The following is a 19,539-nucleotide window of genomic DNA, read 5'->3' as shown; positions in this document are numbered from 1 at the left end:
CCTAAATCGAACATGCGCGCGACCACAACGCCAAGCAACGCGAGAACGCGGGCTCGATGACGGCCTCGTTCATGAGCACACGACCCAGTACCAAGGTCAGTAATTGGGGCAGGAGGTCCATGTCTGGCCAACCCGGTCCACGCCTTTTTGGGAGCGAGGTTGGGCGCCGCGCCGCGTGTTGTTGCGTGAATTGACGTCACACATATTCCCACGCGATTCGTGCGATCCATACACCCGTCCTTTCGGGGGGGGCGGCAGAGCGTATCGCCCAATCACGAGGCCAGGCGCGCCAGAGTGCCGCGGCGTTGTCATGTCGATGTCATGGCCCTCGCGGGGTTTTGCGGCCGACTCTAGGCTCATGACACAGCTCACCGTTCATCCCCAACAGCACGTCGTCATTTACGACGGGCAGACCAATCTCGTCCTCACGGGACTCGGCTCCGGCAGCAGCGTCGAGCAACGCGAGTGGACCGGAGCGCCCAATCAACAGTGGATCATCGAAAACACCAATGGTCGGATTCGCAACGTCGATACCGGCCTTTGTCTCGACGTCTCCGGCGTCTCGCACGATGAAGGTGCCGCTGTAATTACCTGGGCCGATAACGGCGGCGACAACCAGCGCTGGGAGATCCAGACCCTCGAAGGCGGTGGCTGCCGGCTGCTCGTGGGTCACAGCGGCCAGGCCCTGTCCGCCCCGAGCCCCGCCGCCCCGCCGGTCCAGCGGCGCTGGTCGAAGGCAGACGGCCAGCGCTGGGAGATCGGCGCCGTGCTCCACGACAACCAGCGGATCGCGCTTCGCTCCGACCACGGCAAGCAGCTGTCGGCCTCGCCGACTGGCACCTTGACCAACGTGGTCGCCCACATCAAATCGTGGGAGGGCTTCGTGCTCGACCGGATCGGGGGCGTCGAGGACCGGGCCCTGAGCTACGGGGACCAGGTCAGCCTCCAGACTCACCACCAGACCTACCTCTCGGCCAAGCCCGACGGCGGGCTGGTCGCAACCGCCGTCGAGGTCGACAGCTGGGAGACCTTCACGGTCACCCGGACCGACGGGAGCACCGAGCCGGGGCCTGTGCTCATGGACGAGGCCATCGCCTTGCGCGGCGCCCACGGTAAGTGGGTCAGGGCCGCGGACGATGGAGCGGTGACCGCCTCGGCCCCGGTACCGCAAAGCTGGGAACACTGGCGACCGACCCCAACCGAGGGCTACCCGCTCACCTTCGAGCACGTCCGCTGGGTCGAGGCCGACGAGGATCTGCAAATTTTCCTGGTCATGGTCCGCTGCATCCGGCCGGCGGTCGGCATCGAGGTCGACATCGCCGACTTCTTCTCCAACGTCGGGTCTTGGGCCGCCGAGTTAGGGGTCGAGCTCATGTTCAATGGCGAGGTCAAAGCTGGGCTGTTCGTCGCCGCCATTGGCGGCGCAATCGGTGGCGGTGCCGAGCTCGCCAAGTGGATCGACTCCGACCGCGACCAGGATGACTTCTACATCCGCAAGGGCTCCAAGATCTGGCCGTCGGGCGCGGACTACCACCCCCTCGAGGGCGGTGAGGGGGTCGACCTCAACTTCGTGATCCCGTTCTCGGGGACCTTGAGCCTGGAGCTCATGGACTACGACAGCGGGAGCGGCGACGACGTCCTCGGCGAGCTCCGCGTCGACGCCACTGGCATGGAGCTGGTCCAAGACGGCTCAGAGGTGTTCACCGCCTACGTCGGCTCCCAGGCCGAAGACTCGCTCTACGAGCTGGTCTACATGATCATCGGGAACTGAGGGGTCATCGTCCCCCCCGCCGGATGCTTGGGCCCGAGGTCGTGAGCTCGGGCCGGGCACGCCGCTGACTCGCGGCTCAGACGAGCCGCGAGTCAGCGGGTGACAGGTCCCAAGAGTCACCTTCAAACAACTGAATGTCTCAACAACACTGGAGTATGCGGTCAGGAGCCCGTCCCGCGCTCGGCCGCAGGGCACCCTCGAGGCCTGAGCTGCAGCCTGCGGTGGAAGCTAGCGCGTCACCCCGCGTCGGAAGCTAGCAGCCCGGGCTGCTAGCGCGTCGCCCCGCGTCGAAGCGCTCAGGCGAGGGCCGCGAGCAGCAGCTGAATCGAGAGCCCGATGTTGACGAGGAGCCCAAGCGCAAAGGTCAAGGTCCGAAATGGTTGGAGCCCGCCGAGGTACATGAAGGAGTGGAGCCAGCGCGACGCGGTGAAGGTCACGAAGTAGGCCATCGCGCTGCTCTTCGACGCGCCGGTCATGACGTAGAGCAGCGCCAGGATCGCAAAGATCGGGATGTTCTCGAGGGCGTTGCGGTGCGCGGCCTTGACCCGCTCGACGGCCTCGGCGTCCCGCGCGACCGCCTCGCCCTTGAAGATCTTGGCGTCCTCGGGGTTGACGAACTGCTTGGCCTTGGCGCGCCGTGCCCCGATCATGAACACGAGAAACCACAGGTTGAAGGCCAAGGCCGCGACGCAGATCAAGTAGACGTTAAATGCTTCCGGTTGGACGTGCATGCGGCAGCCTAGCAGCCCGTGGTGCAATGCATCGTGTCGCCTCGCGCCGGAATTTTCGCCGAGGGCGCGAAGCCAAGACGCCGCTGTACCGGGCGTACTGCAAGTTTTGGCGACAAAGCCCTCGGCGAAGAGGCCAAGCGAGGCGGCGCGAGGCATTGCACCACGGGCTGCTAGCAGCCTGTGGTGAGACCCAGCGCGTCGGCCCCCGAGGTCGCAGCGCGGCTACCACAGCCTCGACGAAAATTCTGGCGCGAGGCGACGCGATGAATCACACTTCGCGCCGCTCGCGGGTTTTGCGCGATCTGCATCGACCTCGTGGACCTACGGACGCGGCGTCGCCTCGGCTGGCGATCCGCGGCGACACCCAGCGACGCGATCGGGCTGCTCCCGACCTCCGGGCCACCCATGCGAACCAGCGCACAGGACGACCAAAACCGTTTGGTGTTCGGCGGCGAAGTTGTGATCATCGCGGCGATGCTCCGAACCACGCGACTTCTGTGCGCCTTGACCTTGACGACTTGCATTGCCAGCCTGGGCTGCTCCGACGACCAAGCCGGGACCGACGCGGCGACCGAGACGGGCGCTGAGACCGGGACTGAGACCTCGACCGAGACCACCGACGCGACCTCGACCGACACCACCGACACGACCGAGACCGGGCCGAGCTGCGGCGACGGCATCGTCGAAGGTGACGAAGCCTGCGATGGCGACGACCTCGGCGGCCAGACCTGCGAGGGCCTCGACTTCATCGGCGGCGAGCTCAGCTGCGCCGACGACTGCACCCTCGACACCTCGGCCTGCACGAGCGCCGAGTGTGGCAACGGCGTCGTCGAAGGCGACGAGGTCTGCGACGGCGACGACCTCGGCGGCCAGACCTGCGTTGATCTCGGCTTCGTCGACGGTGAGCTCGCCTGCGCCGACGACTGCACCGCCACCGACGACTCCGCCTGCGTCATGGCCGAGTGTGGCAACGGCGTCGTCGAGGGCGACGAGGGCTGCGACGGCGACGACTTTGGCGGCGTGACCTGCGTCGACTTCGGCTGGCTCGGTGGCGACCTGTCGTGCAACGAGGACTGCACCATCGACGAGGTCGAGTGCGTGGATCAGGAGTGCGGCAACGACATGATCGAGGAGCCCGAGGTCTGCGACGGCGACGACCTCGGCGGCGTGACCTGCATGGACTTCGGCCTCGAGATCGGGACCCCGACCTGCGCCGGGGTCTGCTCGATGGTCGTCGAGTCGGGCTGCGCCGAGGAGGCCGAGGGCGACGCCTGCATGGACAACAACGACTGCCCCAACGACTTGCCCTTTTGCGTCGCGGGCTTTTGCTGGAACGGCGACGAGGGCGACCCCTGCGAGAACCCCAACGACTGCGGCGACGAGTTCCCCTTTTGCGGACTCGGCGAGTGCAACAGCGGTGAGGTCGAGGCGCCCTGCGACTTCGACAACGACTGCGGCATGGACCAGCCCCACTGCGTCATGAACGCGTGCCAGCCCGGCAACGAGGGCGACCCCTGCGACTTCGACAACGACTGCGAGGCCGAGGCCCCATTTTGCGCCCTCGGTGCGTGCAGCACCGGCCTCCAGGGCCAGCCCTGCGACTTCGATAACGACTGCGTGGCCGAGGCTCCCTTTTGCGTGGGCAACGTCTGCAACGCGGGCAACGAGGGCGACCCCTGCGTGTTCTCCTCGGACTGCACCATGATGGCGCCGTTTTGCCCGGACGTCTCGCTGACCTGCTCCGACGGCAGCGTCGGAGATGCCTGCGACGACAACAGCGAGTGCGAGGACCCGAACACCTGCGTCGCCGACGTGTGCACCGCGCCCTGAGCCTGGGCTGCTAGCAGCTAGCAGCTGACCAAGCCCGCGCTGGAGCTCCAGCGCGGGCTTGGCTGGTTAAGACCCCCCCCCGGCCGTTTTCGCACTTTGCCATGCACGGCCGCTGCGCGGCCGGTCGCTACGTCGCTTCGCTCCTTCGCTCGATGGGCTGGCATGAGCTTCGCGATCTGGGTGCGTGGCCGGCTGGTTTAGACCCCCCCGGCCGTTTGCGGACCTTGCCATGCACGGCCGCTGCGCGGCCGGTCGCTACGTCGCTTCGCTCCTTCGCTCGATGGGCTGGCATGAGCTTCGCGATCTGGGTGCGTGGCCGGCTGGTTAAGACCCCCCCGGCCGTTTGCGGACCTTGCCATGCACGGCCGCTGCGCGGCCGGTCGCTACGTCGCTTCGCTCCTTCGCTCGATGGGCTGGCATGAGCTTCGCTATCTGGGTGCGTGGCCGGCTGGTTTAGACCCCCCCGGCCGTTTGCGGACCTTGCCATGCACGGCCGCTGCGCGGCCGGTCGCTACGTCGCTTCGCTCCTTCGCTCGATGGGCTGGTATGAGCTTCGCTATCTGGGTGCGTGGCCCCCTGGAAGGGGGCTGGTTAAGACCCCCGCAGGCGCTTTCGGGCTTTGCCACAGAGACAAACCCCGTCTCCGGGCTGCCAGCTCCTACATCATGCCGAGGCCGTCGACACCCTCGACGTCGTCGTTTGGGGCTGCGAGAATGGCGGATGGCCAACGCCAAGTTAGACGGTCCCACGTTTGAGGCGGAGATCGGCGACTACGACGAAGAGTATCGCTGCGAGTTCAAGGTCGGGCAGATCACTCCGGTCTGGGGCACGGCGTGCGAGGCCTTCTTGCTCGTGCGGCCCGAAGCCGAGGACGCCGTTGCTGCGATCTTCGAGGGCTTCTCTGACCGGCTGCTTGGGTTCTTTCGCGCGATGACCAGCGAGGCGGTCGACAAGACGTGGAAGGGCGACCGCGGGGCGGTGCTCGAGCCGGTCCCGCCCGGACGGATCTTCGTGCGCCTCGCTCACGACGCCGACCGCAACTACGCCGGCTACGAGAACATCTATCGGAGGATCGTCGAGCTCGCGCCTCACGTCGAGGACTGTCGGTTCGTGATCAGCGAGGACTACAACACCTGGGTCGACGCCTATCGCATCGTCGACGGCGAGCTCGTGTTCGAGCGCGGGTGGGCCGAAAACGAGTTCGTCGACGGGCTGTCCGACTACTACGAGCGCGAGGCTCAGGCGCGGCCCGCTGACCGGGCCTGGGTCCGCTTCGCCGCCCGCGAGCTCGCCGATTGGGCCGCGTACCACCTCGGGCGGGCCGAGCACCCCTCGCGATCGAAGGGCGAGCGTCGCAAGAGCCGCAAGCTCGGCCGTGGCTACGTCGAGCGCGCGCTCGCCCTCGACGAGCGCGAGGCCATGTGTTGCGCCCAGATGGCTCGCCTCCTGCGGCTCGAGCGACGGCCGGCCGAGGCGCGCGAGTGGTTCGAGCGCCACGCGGCCCTGACGGCCGATCCCGAGACGCTGCTCGCGGGCGCGTTCGCGTCGATCGAGGCCGGTGATGACGCGGGCGCGCCCGCGTGGCTCGAGCAGGTCCTCGACGCCGACCCCGAACACCAGGCGGCCCACCAGCTGCTCGCGCTCCTCGCCGACCGAGCGGGCGAGCACGAGCGCGCCCGCGAGCACGCGCGCGCGGCCTTCGAGCTGTGCGTGAGCGCCCGCGCGGCCGGGCGCGGCCTCGCCGTTCATGCCGAGCTGCTCCACCGCAGCGGCCTCTATCGCGAGCTGCTCGCGGTCTATCTCGACGCGCTCGATGGCCTCGTCGAGACCGAGGCCCGGCGCGAGGCGCTCGCGCGCGAGCTGCTCGTGTGGGCCGAGCTGTTTCGCATCAAGATGTGCCACGGGATCGAAGTGGCCGAGTCGACCGAACTCGCCGTCCGCTTCTACGAGCGCGTCCACGCGCTCCATCCCCTCGGCGGGGATGTCTACACCGCCCACGCGCTGTTCCTGCGTCAGGCCAAGCGCGAGGGCAGCGACGCGCTGCTCGAGTCCCTGCTCGACAGTCAGCCCGACCACCTCGAGGCGCTCAGCGAGCTCGGAGCCTCGGCGTTCAGGCGCGAAGACTGGCCGCGGGCGATCGAGCTGCTCGAGCGCGCCGTCGAGCGTGCCCGCGAGACCGGGGCCGGGGGCTACCGTCGCAACTTCGACTCGAGCCAGTTGATTAGGGCGATGCTCAACCAGGGCAATCGCCTGCTCGAGCGCGGCGGGGAGGCCAATTACGCGGACGCCGACGCGTGGTTCGTGCGGGCTCTCGCGACCGTCGCGCGGCTCGGGGGCGAGCGCGCGGCGTGGTACGCCCTCGTGCTTCGGCGCTGCGCGGCCCACACCCTGCGCGGGCTCCATCGCGAGGCGTTCGCGTTCGCGGAGGAGGCCGTCGAGCTCGCCCCCGGCTCGGTTCACGCGATGTCCGAGCTCGCAAGCTGCTACTGCAACCTCGGCCACTATGGCGACGCCCTCGCGGCGGTCGAGCTCGCCGCCGAGCTCGCGAGCGACTACTGGCACGTGCCCTACGTTCGGGCTTGCGTCCTGGCCAGGACTGGGGCGCCGCTGGCCGACGTGATCACCTCGCTCGCGCGGGCCCTCGAGCTCGAGCCCGGCCGCCGCGAGCTGATCGCCGGCGACCCGGACTTCGAGACGATCCGCGAGCGCGCGGAGTTTCGCGCGCTCGTCGACGGGGCCGCCGTCGACGACGAATGACCGGTCGACCCGATCCGTGAGGGCATGATGGACGGGAGAGTCCGCCTGCTCGTGTCCGATCCGGTCGCTGAATTGCGGCTGTTCGATCGGATCCTCGACATGACCCGGACGCACATCGCGGGCTGCTAAACCTCAATCAAGCGCTGAATTGAACAAGCTGAATGACTTAGCAGCCCGGGGTGCTAGGGCCAATACGAGCCGAGAGGTGAGCGTTTGGGGGGAGCGGAGGGGGCTTCGCCGCTCGAGCTCCCTGGAACCGAAGAGACCTCGACAAGCCTCTGGCGAAGCCACGGAGGCGGTCAAGCCGGAGGATCGCTGGGGATCCGCGCGAGCAGCTCGCGGCTCAAGCTCGCGCCCGGGGCGACCTGGGCCACGAGCTGCCGGGCGAGGTTGAGCTGCGAGACCGGCCCCCCCTCGAGCTCGACGAGCACCACCCGGGTGATCGACTCGAGCCGCGCGCCGCCGTGGTGGGCCGCGATCATGGCGGCCTGGATCGGCGCGAGCGTGGGGTTGTAGGCGACCGACTCGGCGACCGCGCCGCAAAAGCGGTGGCCGTCGTCGGTCTCGAGCGCGACGGCTGCGAGCGCCCCGGTGTAGGGCGCGCAGCTGCGCTCGGCGGCGGCCAGGGCTGCGCGCGCGAGCTCGGGCTCGGCGATGTCGGCGGGCTCGGCGACGAAGCGCAGCCCGTGGGGCCCGGCGCACAGCAGCGCGGGCGTGCGTCCGAGCTGGGTGGGACCGAAGGCCGAGGGCAGGAGCTCGGCGAGGGTCGTGGGCCCGATGTCGGCGAGCAGCAGCCGCGGTCGCGGCTCGGGCAGCTCGAGCATGAACTGACGACAAAAGCCGCAGGGCGCGGCCGAGGTTGCGATCACCCTCAGGCGGGTCTCCTCGTGGGCCCAGGCGTGGGCGATGACCGACTGCTCGGCGTGGATCGTCTGCGACAGCGGGAGCCCGCGAAACTCGAGGTTGGCCCCGAGGTAGAGCCGCCCGGACTGGCCGAGGGCCGCGGCCCCGACCTCGAACTTTGACAGCGGCGCCCGAGCCCAGCGCTGGGCCCAGGCGAGAGAGGCGAGGATCAGCGCTGACTCGTCGAGCCCGGTCTCACGCTCGAGCGCGGCGAGCTCCTCGGCCTCGACGATCGCCACGCTGCCCGGGCCGCTGAGGCGCGCGTCGAGGCGCTTGACCGTCGGCGTGCGCGGCAACACCCCACGATGGTAGCGCAGTTGGTCCCAAAAAGCGTCGCTACTCCAGCGCGTGTTCGCGGCGCCGGGCCAGCGCGACTCCGACGCGGGCGAAGCCCGGCGCACAGATCAGCGCCGCGATCCCGCCGATCCCCCGCAGGACGTCCGACTCGACGTCGAGCCAAAAGGGCAGCATCAGCACGCCGACCCCCGCCAGCGTGACGCCCAAGCCGTAGCCGAACCCGCGGGCGGTGAGCGGCCGACCGACGCACAGCCACACGCCCAGGGCCGCGCCGATCGGCCACGCGATGAAGCTCATCATCACCAGCGCGCCGAGGCGCTCGAGACCCGGTGCCACGGCCACAGCGACCACGCCCGCGCCGAGCATGACCAGCAAGATCCCGATCAGCACGCCTGCGGCCCAGTCGAGGAGCAGCGAGACGATCGGCTTGCGTCGGCGGCCGGGGCGGTAGTCGGACTTGGCCACGGGCGGAGCATAGCCCAGGTGGCGTGCGGTCCTGATCATGCGTTCGCTGCGTTGCGGCGCAGGGCGGCGATCGCCCCGGCGTAGTCGCCAGGGTGCTCCTTGCTCCGGAACACCGCCGACCCGGCCACGAAGGTGTCGGCGCCGTCGCTCGCGCTCTCGTGGATGTTGGCCGCGGTCACGCCCCCGTCGACCTGCACGCGGGTCGCGAGCCCGCGCGCGTCGATCGCCGCACGCAGGGCGCGGATCTTCGGGCGGACCTGGGGGATGAAGCGCTGGCCCCCGAACCCGGGGTTGACGGTCATCAGCAAGACCAGGTCGCACAGCTCGAGCACGTGGAGCACCGCTTCGATCGGGGTGTGCGGGTTGAGGCTCACGCCCGCGCGGACGCGATCGCCACCGTGGTGGGGCAGGTCGTGGATCTGCTGAAGGTTGCGATGCAGGTGCGGGCAGGCCTCGGCGTGGACCGTGATCCCGTCGGCGCCCGCGGCCGCGAACTCGCCGACGTACTTCTCGGGCTCGACGATCATCAGGTGGCAGTCCATGTATTTGGCCGTCACCGGTCGCAGCGCTCGCACGACCATCGGCCCGATCGTCAGGTTGGGCACGAAGCGGCCGTCCATCACGTCGACGTGGATCCAGTCCGCGCCGGCCTGGTCGATCGCGCAAACTTCTTCGCCGAGGCGGCTGAAGTCGGCGCTGAGGATGGAGGGGGCGATCGCGGGGGTGGGCATGCGGCGATCTAACACGGCCGCGGGGGCGAGGTCCTCGGTGCGCAGCCTCCGTCAACCCCGCAGCGGCGGTCGAGGCACTCGATGTCGTCGCGCAGCTCGCCGCGGTGGGAGCGCGGGGCCTGGGGGCACCTGCGACGAATGTGTGGAAGTGTGAGCAAAACTGAATGGCCCAATATGATGCGGGTCGACTGCGAATGTTGTGTGCGATCATACAGTGTGGACGGAACGCGTCGATTGAACATGCTCTCTTCGATTGATCGAATGTGCTCCATGAGGCACTACATTAATCGCCTCACTTCTTTCGGTGAGCGGTACAATCGGAGTCGAGCAATGAAGTATGCAGTCGCAACTATGATTCTCTTGGGCTCCGCGCCCGCGTTGGCCGCAGAGGTCGAGGTGATCGAGAGCTACGACGCGTCCGTCGGCGAGTACCCCGAGGGGGTCGCCGTCTCGCCCGATGGCGACATCTACGTGACCCTGGCCGGGACCGGCGAGCTCCGCCGGATCGACGGCAAGACCCACGTCGGCCAGAGCTTCGCCCAGCTCGACCCGGGCGGGGGCTTCTTGCTCGGCATGGCCTTCGACGACGACGAGCTCTACGTCGCGCTCGGGTCCTTCGACGACGAGACCTCCGGGATCTGGCATGTCGACGACGAGGGCGACGCGACCCGGGTCGTGGCCTTCACCGCCGACCAGTTCCCCAACGACCTGGCCTTCGACGACGAGGGCAACATGTACGTGACCGAGTCGATCAGCGGCGCGGTCTACAAGGTCGAGGAGGGCTCCAACGTCGCCGAGCTGTGGGTTCAGGATCCGCTGCTCTTCGGTGACGTCGACATGTCGCCCGTGCCCTTCCCGATCGGGGTCAACGGCATCGCCTACGACGAGCACACCGACAGCGTGTTGGTCGTCAATTCCCAGGTCCCGGCGTTGATCGAGATCGAGGACGACGACGGTGAGGCCGGCGCGCTCTCGGTCCTCGCCGCGGGTGAGCACCTCCGCGGCGCCGACGGGATCGCGCTGGAGAAAGACGGCGACGTGATACTCGTGTCGAACTACCACTCGGAGTTGATGCGAATTGATCGTGACTCGGGTTGCGCCACGGTCCTCGCCGACGGCAGCGACGGGCTGTTCTTCCCCTCGACCGTCGCGTTCGGCCAGCGCAGGTGCGACAGGCGCTCCTTGTACGTCGTGAACTTCGGCTTTGGCGGGGGTCCAGACGCGCCGGTCGGCTTGCTGCGCATCAAAGTCGGCGGGTAGAGCCCGAGGCACCCGGCCAGAAACTGGTTCGCTCGCCCCGGTCCCGCGCCTGCACGGCCACGGAGCGTGAACAACGCGTGGGCTGCCAGGCGCCTGCGCGTGCCACGGAGCTCCGCGTGGCCTGGCCGGGGGGCGACCGCACCCGTCACCTCGCAGGTGTGAAAGCTCTAACCCGCCTGCGCACCGCCGCCTCGATCGCGCCGTTTTCTTGACCGCGTCGAGCTCGCGTGCGAGCTGCGTGGTCGAGCGCGCGGGCCCCCCGAGACATCGCAGTCATGGGCCGGTCCGGGGCCGATCCCGGGGCCTGCGTGGTCCATGGGGTCGAGAGTCCGCGAATCATGCCAGACCTGGCTGCGACCGTCGCCAGTGCAAGGCGCGGGCGTCCGCCCTGTCGTGGCGCTCGATGGCGTCTGACGCAGGCTGACACCACGATCACAGCGGGTGCGTCGAGTCGTTCACGCTGTCGTCATTGACCGCGCAAAGACCACGATTCTCGTGCAGCCAGCTTGGAGGGTGGTAGCTTGGACTCGATGGACAGAGCACGGCTCGAGCCTCGCAAAGACGACCGGTCGACAGGCCGAGCGTCGCGCGACACGGGCCGCCGCGGGTGGTTCAGGCGCCGAGACCGAGGGTCAGGGGACGGGATGCCCCGGGGCCTCGGCGTGCTGCTGCTGTTGCTGGTGGTGTTCAGCTGTACGAGCGGGCGCAACTATACGCGCACACCGGTCGTCCCCAGCGGCGGCCTCGAGCTCGGCCCCAGCGAGCGCGCCGAAGAGCAGCGCCGCAGCCTCGAGCACGTATTTTATCGCAACAACGCGACGCCGCCCAAGCCGAGCGCCCGCGAGCTGCGTCGGCTCGAGCACAACCTCGCCGAAGCTCCCCCGGTCGAGGTCCGCGAGCTCCGCGACCTGTTCGGCAACGACGTCGAGCTGCTCGCCTTTGCGACCCGCGACACCGACGACGACGGCGTGCTCGACTATCGGATCAGCGAGTACCGCGGGAAGTTCTTCGAGGGCGACATCGACGTCGACGGTGACGGCATCCGCAACGTCTACGACTCGGCCCCCTACGATCGCCACGTCGGCGGCGTCGACACCGACGGTGACGGCGTGCCCGACAAGCCCGGCAGCTTCGCCGACCGCGACGGCGACGGGATCCCCGATCACCTCGACTGGTCGCGACGCAAGGCCGAGCCGCTGCCCGAGCTTCAGGCCGGGCTGTTCCGCGACTTTGGCGTGATCCTCGTCGAGCGCAGCGCCCGGTTCACGCCCGAGCTGACCCAGGCGGTCGACGACACCCTCCGCTATGTGTTCCGCGAGCGCCTGCCGACCCTGCGCACGATCGCGGTCGAAGACCAGCTGCTGATCAGCCCCGACCTCGGCGACAACGGCTTCATGCTCGCGCAGACCCAGACCCTGACGGTCTACACGGGCAGCCTCGAGGGCGCGCCGCCGCTGGTCTTGCTCGGGCTGCTCGTCCACGAGGTCGACCACGCCTGGCAGCTCGCCCAGGACTTCGACGAGTCCAACCTCCTGGCCGAGAACAAGAAGATGCACTTCCCGCCCGGCCGCTTCACGACGAGCCTCGCGCGCTTCGGCTGGGAGGTCGACGACAACACCCTCGGCGAGGGCTACCACCACCGCCTCTACTGGCCGCACTTTTACGCGACCAGCCCGCGCTACCTCTACCGTGGGTCCGCGCCCAACGAGTGGGCCGCGTGGTTCGAGGACGTCCAGCGCGAGTCGGGCAGCGACTTCCTGCGCGACAGCCCGGCGGTGACCTGGGGCATGGTCGGGCCCTACTCGCTGAGCTCGCCGTGGGAGTGGCACGCCGACCAGCTCATGGCCTCGCTCTACAACCGCATGGATCGCGGCATCAGCGGGCACGAGAACCGCACCTACCGCAACATCGCCAGCTTGTTGCGCACGCGGATGCTGCAGTCGGTCCAGGATCAGTGGAGCCGCTTCGACTACCGCAACGCGGTCGGGACCAGCATCGACCGCGAGCTGGCCAGCCACTTCGAGCTCTCGCCCGAAGAGGTCGCGGTCCTCGTCGATCGCTACGTGATCCCGCTCGCCGACGTCCCGATGTTGTCCCAGGCGCTCGCGCTCGAGCGCGAGTCCGAGGAGCTCGGCGTCGAGATCTTCAGCGACGCGCTCGGGGAAGCCTGGGGTGATCTGCAAGCGCACCGCCCCCTTCAGCGCAGCTTGGATCTCCGCGTGTTCGCGCGGGTCGGGGTGGGCCCGTGGCGCGCCACCGAGCTGGCGAGCGAGGGGGGAGTCGGCGCGGGTGGAGACCACAGCGAAGAGCTCGCAACAGACCCGGGCTCCGAGCTCGCCGACGCGGGCCAGGACCCCAGCGAGGAGCTCAACCCCAACGAGCCGAGCGCGGCTGAGACCGACGACGCCCAAGTCGAGCTCGCCGACAGCGCCACGCCGATGACTCGCTCGGGCTTGTCCAGCCGCGGTGGGGCCGGGCGCGTCGGCGGCGTGCACCGCGAGGCGGGGTTCATCACCGATCAACCGGAGCTCGAGCCGGGCGATGATCTGCTCGCCGGGGCCGGCGACGCGGAGCTCGAGGACGGCGGCGAGGATGCTGGCGGCGGCGACGAGTTCGAGCCCGGCGGTGTCCGCCAGGCCGTGGACCCGGTCGTCTCGCTGTTCGAAGAGCTCCGGCGGGTGGTGCCCCGAGTTGACGAGCTGAGCGTCGCCCCGAGCGATGACGAGCCGAGCGAAGAGCCGAGCGACGAGCCGAGCGACGAGCCGAGCGACGCTAAGGCTGCGACGCAGAGCGAGGCTTCACCCGCGTGAACGCGTGTGGAGCACGCAGGCGCCACAGGACCAACCCGGGCACGAGCACGTAGGGCAGGTAGACCCCGAGCAGCAGCGCTGGTCGGACGGGGGGATGCTCGCCAAAGAACTCCATCCACAGATGGACCGCGAGGGAGTAGAGCATCGCGACGGCCCACGCGACGGCCGGACCCCGCGCTGCGTCGACGCCCCGCCAAAAGGCCCAGGCCAGGACCAGGTAGAGCGGCCCGAACACCCACGCCGAGATGCCCGACATCACCCGCAGCCACTGCGGGTTGGCCAGAAACAGGGGATCGATCGCGCGGCCGTACCAGCACAGCGCACCCCACATGCTTCGTTGGCCGCAAACGTCGACGTCGAGGGCGGCGAGGCGGTCGACGAACAAGCTGGTCGACGCGAACACCAAGAACGCGAGGATCAACCAGCGATCGTGACGGCGCTCGGTCAGGGGGATGGGCTCGCGCATCTGCAACACCGGCGAGTATGCCCAAACGTACGCTGGCCGCAGCCTGCACCTCCAGGTGCGGCTGCGGCCAGCGTCAAAGTTGGTGTGTGACCGCTCAGATGAAGAAGTTGACCGAGGAGTCGATGCGCGCGGGGGTGCTGTCGACGATGTGCCCGGTCTCGTTCTCGTGCTCGCGGCGGCGCCGATCACGCTCTTCCTGGAGCCGAAGGTCTACCGGGCCCCGGTTGATCGGGACCGCGAGGGCCGCCGGGATCAGGGAGCGGGACGAGAGGTTGACTTCACGAAGGTTCATGGTGGTCTCCGGGTGTTCGGAATCGCCCCAACGGGACGTCTTGTCCGACACACCCAAACTGTACCAAAGGACATGTCCTTAAGACCAGTGAGGTTGTGCGCAAAGGGCCGGCTTTTCTGCATTTTCTTTGGTTTGATTTCACACGAGAGAGCTGATCTGAGTGAGTATTCTAGATCTTTCGTACCAAAGTACAGTCACGCTGAATGAACAGCTTTGTGAACTCAACTACAAAGTCGCTGATGTCAGTTTGATAGCTACGTGTGGATGTAGCCCGCGCTACAAAAGATAAGTGTGTGTGTTGCATTACGCCCCACTGGTCTTCGCTTAGGCGCGATATTGAGCTATGGCGTGTCCTGCGCGAGTCTCGGCCACCTACAGCCCAGGTCTCCGTAGTAATCTGCGAGGCTGTGAAAATGAACAGGTATCTGATCCTCGTGGGCTCACTCGCGGTCAGCGGGTGCGTGGATCCCGTCGATCTCGTGAGCGATGACGGCCAAGGTACGGACACCACGCAGACGGATGAAAGGGGCGACGGCGACTCGGGCGACGGCGACTCGGGCGATGGCGACGGTGACGGCGACTCGGGCGATGGCGACGGCGACGGCGATACGGGTGACGGTGACGGCGACGGCGATACGGGTGACGGTGACGGCGACGGCGACGGTGACCCGGACCCGCGCCAGGTCGAGCTCGAGACCTACGCGCCGCGGGTGTGGTTTCCGGCCAACGAGATCTACTGGCCGTCCTCGGTCGAGTTCGCGTTTCCAGAGCTCGAGCGCTTCATCGACGGCGAGGGCAAGCACTCGGTTCGAAGCATCGCCTCGCTCGACAGCCCCTCGGACACGCTGCCCTTCTTCGCGGGGGAGCTCGACACGGCGCCGGTCTACGCCTTCTGGGCCGACAAGGGCGGCGACGTCGTCGATCTGGTCTACTTCTTCTACTATCCCTACAACCGGGGCAAGTCGGTCGCCGACACGATCTGGGGCAACCATGTCGGCGACTGGGAGCACATCACCGTGCGCCTGCTCGGCAACGCCGACGAGGGCTACACGCCGAGCCAGGTCTATCTGTCGGCGCACAGCTTCGGTGGCGCCTACGACTGGGACAGCGGCGAGGTCGAGCTCTTCGAGGGCACGCACCCGGTCGTGTACTCGGCCTGGGGCTCGCACGGGCTGTGGGCTGGGCCCGGCGATCACGTGTACCAGTCGATCGGCGAGACCTTCTTCGACGTCTGCGTGACCCTGATCTGCGCCGACCTCACCGATCAGACCAGCGCGGGCGTGGCCTGGGACACGTGGACGAACATGGTCGCCCTCGACTACGGCGGGCAGGCGGGCATCGGCGGCGCCCAGTGGCCGGTGTGGATGAGCGACCAGTTCACCGACGCGGGCGCGGGCGATCCCGCCGTCCCGGGGATGGGGCCGATCTACCGCTGGGGCAACGAGGAGGACTGCTCGGTCCTCGGCATCCCGATCGACATCACCGATCTGATCGGCGTGTGTCGGCTCGAGAATGGGCCGACGGGGCCGGTCTCGAAGGGGGTGTGGGGGCCCGAGCTCGAGTAGCGGCTCGGGTCGCACCGGGTCAGGTCGAAGCCCGGGCCCAGAACCGGCGGAGCCGCTGGCCGAGGGCGTCGAGATCTTCGGTCAGCAGCTCGGCGGGCGCGTGGTCGTACCAGTGGCCTGGGAGCGCCTCGCAAAAGGGCGGCTCGGCGAAGCGCGCCCCGAGCAGCACGATCACCCCGCGGTCGTCGGGGCTTCGGTGCACGCGGCCGGCGGCCTGGATCACCCGCTGCATCCCGGGGTAGGCCATCGCGTAGGCGAAGCCGGCCTCGCGCCGGGCTTGGTGATGGGCCTGCATCAACAGGCGCTCGAAGCTCAGGGCTGGCAGCGCCGGGCCGACGACGATCGCCCCGATCAGCGCGTCATGGGGAAGATCGACGCCCTCGGCGAACACCCCTCCGGTGGCTGCGAGCAACAAGGTGGGCCGCTCGGCGCGAGTCAGGCGATCGAGGAAGCGGGCCCGGATCGCTTCGCTGGCTCCGGGCGGCTGGATCAGCAGCTCGACCTCGCCGAGCGCGTCGCGCCCGAGCGCGGCGGCGACGCTCGCGAGGAAGCGAAAGCTGGGGAAGAAGGCCGCGTAGTTGCCCGGTCGGGCGCGGAGGACCTCGACGATGCTGCGGGCGATCGCGGGGGTGTGTTCGTCGCGCTCGGCGAAGGTCGTGCGCACGGCAGGGACCACGCACACGCAGCGATGCTCGGGCGGAAAGGATGAGGCGGCGCAAAGCTGCGCGGGGTCGAGGCGCGTGAGGCCGAGGACGTCGGCGAAGTAGTCGAGGGGCTCGAGCGTCGCGCTCATCGTGATGACCCCGGCCAGCTGGCGATGGACCCGCTCGAGCCGCCGTCCGGGGTCGAGGCAGAGCACGCCGACCCCGGCGCCGCGCGGGGCCTCGGGCCCGGCGAGGTAGGCGGTCAGCGCCGGATCGGGATCGCCGGCGAGCTCACCGAGGTGGGCGATCGCCTCGAGGGCCTCGAGCACCGGGTCGCGCGGGTCGAGCTCGCCGAGGCGCGCGCGCTCGTTGGCGTAGCGAAGCGCGAGCACCCCGGCCCGGAGGCCCAGCTCCTGCCAGGTGCCCGGGTCGAGCTCGACGGTGGTCTGGCCCTCGTGGGCGGGGCGCTCGTCTTCGGCGGCCGCGCGCGCGTGTTCGTTGATCACGTCGTCGAGCTCGCGCCCGAGCGAGGCCAGCGCGGCGGCGCAGCTGGGGGCGCGCTCGAGCGGGGGCAGCCGACCCGGGACGAACACCGAGGTCATCGTCCGGGCCCGGTCGACGAGGTTGTGGGCCTCGTCGACGACGACGAGCCGGGGGCCCTCGAAGGCCCGGCTCCGGCGGGGATCGTAGACGTGGGCGTAGTCGGCGACGACCAGATCGGCCTGCTCGATCCGCGCGTGCATGAGCTCGTAGGGGCACAGCTTGGCCGCGCGCCCGCGCTCGAGTAGATGCTCGGGGGTCAGCAGGGGCTCGTCGGCGAGCTCGGCCAGGGTCGGGCCCGCGCGCTCGGAGAATTCGGCGATCAGCGGGCAGGTCGTGGGGTGGCAGCGCAGGTGCCCGGGCGGACACATGTCTTCTTTGCGCCGGGTGACCACCGCGCGCAAGCTCGCGCCCGAGGCCTCGCGCACGGCGGTGAAGGTCTCGGCGGCGAGCTGGCGCTGGGTCGTCTTGGCGGTGAGGAACCAGACCGAGGCCTCGCGCCGCAGCCCCTCACGCAGCGCGGGCACGAGCGAGACGACCGTCTTGCCGGTCCCCGTCGGCGCGGCGAGCATCACGGGGCGATCTTGCGCGAGGGCCTCGCCGACGGCGTCGAGCAGCTCGGCCTGGCCGGGCCGGAAGGACGCAAAGGGAAAGCGAACCGTCTCGGCCGACGCCCGCCGGGTCCGCGCGAGCTCGGCCTGGGCGCGCGCGGCCGCGAGCTGGCGCGCGAGCGACTCGTCGAGTCGCCGCTCGACCGACGCGCGCTCGAGGGGCACCTCGACCGTCTGTCGGGCGTCGGTCTCGAGCTCGACCAGGACGATCCGGGCCTCGACGCGCTCGGCCCTGGCCCCGGCGCGCTCGGCCTCCTCGATCAGCGCGAGCGCGTAGAGCTGGACCTGAAACTGGGCGCCGGGGCGCTCGTGGTCGGCGTCGTGCCCGATCACGCTCTTGATCTCCTCGACGACCCAGCCCGACTCCGCGCCCGGCTCCGGGCGCCGGACGAGGTCGGCGCGCCCGCGCACACGGCAGCGGACGCCGTCGATCTCGCGGACCAGCTCGAGCGGGACCTCGGTCTCGCCGGGCCCGAACTCGCGCTGGACTCGACGATGGACGACGCGGCCGAGCTCGGTCCGAAGCCGCGCGAACGCGGGCGCGACCAGACCCCGCTCGCGCGCCTCGAAGGCGAGCTCGCGCACGCTCAGCTCGAGCGTCTGTCGCTCCTCGTCGTAGCGCATGCGATCTCCTCGGCGTCGACGCGGAGTCTAGCAGCCCGGGGGCCGCGATACCCACATGCGGGTGACCCTACAGGCGGCGGCGCCAGCGATCGAGCTCTGCGAGTTGGAGACGACCAAGAAAGCGCCGCGCGGGTTGGTTGGTCGGACGATCGACGGGCGCGCGGGTCCGGTCACTGCTGGGGTGCTCGTCTCCACAGCCTTCGACTGGAGGCGCCCGGCCTGATTCGGCAGTACCATCGGTCCCATGCGCAGCCTGTATTGGATCCTCGCCCCGCTGACCCTCGCCCCGCTGGCCGCGGGCGTCCTCGTGCTGCTGCCGACCGACGCCGAGGCCAGCCGTGTCGTCTACGTCAACACCGACCCGGTCACGGTTCAGGCGGGGGCGGTCAACGACCCGAGCACTGATACGGTCAACGTCAACGGCTACATGATGACCGAGTTCGACGGCTGGGTCGGGGCGACGGACGAGCAAAAGGCCGAGCTGCTCGCGCTGCTCAAGGACACCAGCGTCGCGTTCGACATCGTCTTCGTGGGCGAGCGGCCGGCCACGGGCCCCTACGACATGGTGGTGTTCGGGAGCGCCGACGATCACATGAGCTCCTTCGGCGGGACCTGTTCGACGCAGGTCGGGCTCTCGGACTGCGGTGACGCCAGCGGCCCGGCGATCTCCTTCGCGTACTGGGGCTGCCTCGACCTGGACGATCAGCTCGACCCGGAGCGCGTGGCCTTTCATACCCTGGGCGCGCTCGGCTACGGCTGGGGGCTCGAGAACATCGCCGGCAACGGCCAGGTGATGTCGGGGTGGAGCAACTCCGCGCTGAAGTTCGGGGACGCCTGCGCCAACCTCGACGGCGGCGGCTCGGGCTGTGTCCACGCCGAGTGCTCGATGGGCGAGCAAAACAGCAGCGCGGATCTGCTCGCCAACATCGGCGCGCGGGTTGACGACGGGGCGCCGGAGATCGTGGTGATCGAGCCGCAGCCTGGGGCCGACGTGGTCGCGCCTTTTGATGTGGTCGTCGAGATCGAGGATGCCTTCGGGGGGATCACGGCTCAGCTCGAGGTCGTCGGCCTCGACGCGCCGCCGGCTGTGGATGAGGCGTTTCCCTATCGCTGGAACAGCCTCGGGCTCGGTGATGGGCCTGTGACGCTGTTGGTTACCGCGACGGATGCCGACGGCAACGAGCGCTCGACCGAGATCCCCGTGTGCGTTGGTGGTGGCTGCCCTGACACCGGGGATGGAGG

13 protein-coding genes and 1 pseudogene are annotated in these 19,539 nt (G+C 69.2%); 7 read left to right on the top strand and 7 right to left on the bottom strand.

The features are described 5' to 3' along the window. Window positions 1-358: 358 nt before the first annotated feature. Window positions 359-1,771 (top strand): RICIN domain-containing protein, encoded by a 1,413-nt coding sequence (locus ENSA5_RS27780; RefSeq protein WP_181198210.1) that lies wholly within the window; start codon window positions 359-361, stop codon window positions 1,769-1,771. Between the two features lie 296 nt (window positions 1,772-2,067). Here ENSA5_RS27780 and ENSA5_RS27775 read toward each other — a convergent pair whose 3' ends face one another. Further along, window positions 2,068-2,502: an MAPEG family protein gene (locus ENSA5_RS27775; RefSeq protein ID WP_181198209.1), complete on the bottom strand. Its 435-nt coding sequence runs from the start codon at window positions 2,500-2,502 to the stop codon at window positions 2,068-2,070. Between the two features lie 405 nt (window positions 2,503-2,907). Here ENSA5_RS27775 and ENSA5_RS27770 point away from each other — a divergent pair, with 405 nt between their 5' ends. Together ENSA5_RS27770 and ENSA5_RS27765 are read left to right on the top strand one after the other, a co-directional pair. After that, window positions 2,908-4,332 (top strand): hypothetical protein, encoded by a 1,425-nt coding sequence (locus tag ENSA5_RS27770; protein ID WP_146156187.1) that lies wholly within the window; start codon window positions 2,908-2,910, stop codon window positions 4,330-4,332. 720 nt (window positions 4,333-5,052) lie between these two features. Then, a complete protein-coding gene (locus ENSA5_RS27765) occupies window positions 5,053-7,089 on the top strand; it encodes a tetratricopeptide repeat protein (RefSeq protein WP_106394718.1) in 2,037 nt (678 codons plus the stop codon). Between the two features lie 299 nt (window positions 7,090-7,388). On the opposite strand, the gene cdd is transcribed toward ENSA5_RS27765, so the two are convergent. The 3 genes from cdd to rpe are packed head-to-tail and all read right to left on the bottom strand — an operon-like array spanning window position 7,389 to window position 9,485. Beyond that, complete coding sequence (cdd, locus tag ENSA5_RS27760; protein ID WP_181198208.1) at window positions 7,389-8,291, bottom strand: cytidine deaminase; 903 nt, start codon at window positions 8,289-8,291, stop codon at window positions 7,389-7,391. Window positions 8,292-8,328: 37 nt separating this feature from the next. Next, window positions 8,329-8,754 (bottom strand): hypothetical protein, encoded by a 426-nt coding sequence (locus ENSA5_RS27755; RefSeq protein ID WP_106394713.1) that lies wholly within the window; start codon window positions 8,752-8,754, stop codon window positions 8,329-8,331. 35 nt (window positions 8,755-8,789) lie between these two features. Continuing rightward, window positions 8,790-9,485, bottom strand: a complete 696-nt coding sequence (gene rpe / locus ENSA5_RS27750) for a ribulose-phosphate 3-epimerase (protein WP_106394711.1) — start codon at window positions 9,483-9,485, stop codon at window positions 8,790-8,792. Window positions 9,486-9,845: 360 nt separating this feature from the next. Between rpe and ENSA5_RS27745 the strand changes: the two genes are divergently transcribed. Together ENSA5_RS27745 and ENSA5_RS38370 are read left to right on the top strand one after the other, a co-directional pair. Further along, entirely contained in the window at window positions 9,846-10,745 is a 900-nt protein-coding gene (locus ENSA5_RS27745) for an SMP-30/gluconolactonase/LRE family protein (RefSeq protein WP_181198207.1), read from the top strand. Window positions 10,746-11,389: 644 nt separating this feature from the next. Continuing rightward, window positions 11,390-13,555, top strand: a complete 2,166-nt coding sequence (locus ENSA5_RS38370) for a hypothetical protein (RefSeq protein ID WP_181198206.1) — start codon at window positions 11,390-11,392, stop codon at window positions 13,553-13,555. On the opposite strand, the gene ENSA5_RS27735 is transcribed toward ENSA5_RS38370, so the two are convergent. Next, window positions 13,518-14,021, bottom strand: coding sequence for an EXPERA domain-containing protein (locus ENSA5_RS27735; RefSeq protein WP_146156186.1), 504 nt, complete (start codon window positions 14,019-14,021; stop codon window positions 13,518-13,520). The two genes, ENSA5_RS38370 and ENSA5_RS27735, sit on opposite strands and share 38 nt — an antisense overlap. Window positions 14,022-14,115: 94 nt before the next feature. After that, the gene (locus ENSA5_RS27730; protein WP_106394706.1) at window positions 14,116-14,313 is read right to left on the bottom strand and encodes a hypothetical protein; all 198 of its coding nucleotides are present in this window, start codon (window positions 14,311-14,313) and stop codon (window positions 14,116-14,118) included. A gap of 413 nt (window positions 14,314-14,726) precedes the next feature. Here ENSA5_RS27730 and ENSA5_RS27725 point away from each other — a divergent pair, with 413 nt between their 5' ends. Beyond that, window positions 14,727-15,878, top strand: coding sequence for a Vps62-related protein (locus ENSA5_RS27725; RefSeq protein WP_146156185.1), 1,152 nt, complete (start codon window positions 14,727-14,729; stop codon window positions 15,876-15,878). Window positions 15,879-15,897: 19 nt separating this feature from the next. Here the strand turns inward: ENSA5_RS27725 and ENSA5_RS27720 are convergent, their stop codons facing one another. Continuing rightward, a complete protein-coding gene (locus ENSA5_RS27720) occupies window positions 15,898-18,297 on the bottom strand; it encodes an ATP-dependent DNA helicase (RefSeq protein ID WP_106394704.1) in 2,400 nt (799 codons plus the stop codon). A gap of 244 nt (window positions 18,298-18,541) precedes the next feature. Between ENSA5_RS27720 and ENSA5_RS27715 the strand changes: the two are divergent. Further along, window positions 18,542-19,539 (top strand): annotated as a pseudogene (locus ENSA5_RS27715) (hypothetical protein); the annotation flags it as partial.

Origin of the sequence: Enhygromyxa salina, assembly GCF_002994615.1 — a bacterium.
Taxonomy (GTDB): domain Bacteria; phylum Myxococcota_A; class Polyangia; order Nannocystales; family Nannocystaceae; genus Plesiocystis; species Plesiocystis salina_A.
Note: the sequence above shows the minus strand (reverse complement) of the source record. Positions and strands in the feature narration are given on the sequence as shown.

Coding starts and splice junctions, on each gene's coding strand:
- ENSA5_RS27775 (WP_181198209.1), bottom strand. CDS start 2,502: ATGCACGTCCAACCGGAAGCATTTAACGTCTACTTGATCTGCGTCGCG.
- ENSA5_RS38370 (WP_181198206.1), top strand. CDS start 11,390: ATGCCCCGGGGCCTCGGCGTGCTGCTGCTGTTGCTGGTGGTGTTCAGC.
- ENSA5_RS27735 (WP_146156186.1), bottom strand. CDS start 14,021: ATGCGCGAGCCCATCCCCCTGACCGAGCGCCGTCACGATCGCTGGTTG.
- ENSA5_RS27725 (WP_146156185.1), top strand. CDS start 14,727: ATGAACAGGTATCTGATCCTCGTGGGCTCACTCGCGGTCAGCGGGTGC.
- ENSA5_RS27780 (WP_181198210.1), top strand. CDS start 359: ATGACACAGCTCACCGTTCATCCCCAACAGCACGTCGTCATTTACGAC.
- ENSA5_RS27765 (WP_106394718.1), top strand. CDS start 5,053: ATGGCCAACGCCAAGTTAGACGGTCCCACGTTTGAGGCGGAGATCGGC.
- ENSA5_RS27770 (WP_146156187.1), top strand. CDS start 2,908: ATGCGAACCAGCGCACAGGACGACCAAAACCGTTTGGTGTTCGGCGGC.
- rpe (WP_106394711.1), bottom strand. CDS start 9,485: ATGCCCACCCCCGCGATCGCCCCCTCCATCCTCAGCGCCGACTTCAGC.
- ENSA5_RS27720 (WP_106394704.1), bottom strand. CDS start 18,297: ATGCGCTACGACGAGGAGCGACAGACGCTCGAGCTGAGCGTGCGCGAG.
- ENSA5_RS27730 (WP_106394706.1), bottom strand. CDS start 14,313: ATGAACCTTCGTGAAGTCAACCTCTCGTCCCGCTCCCTGATCCCGGCG.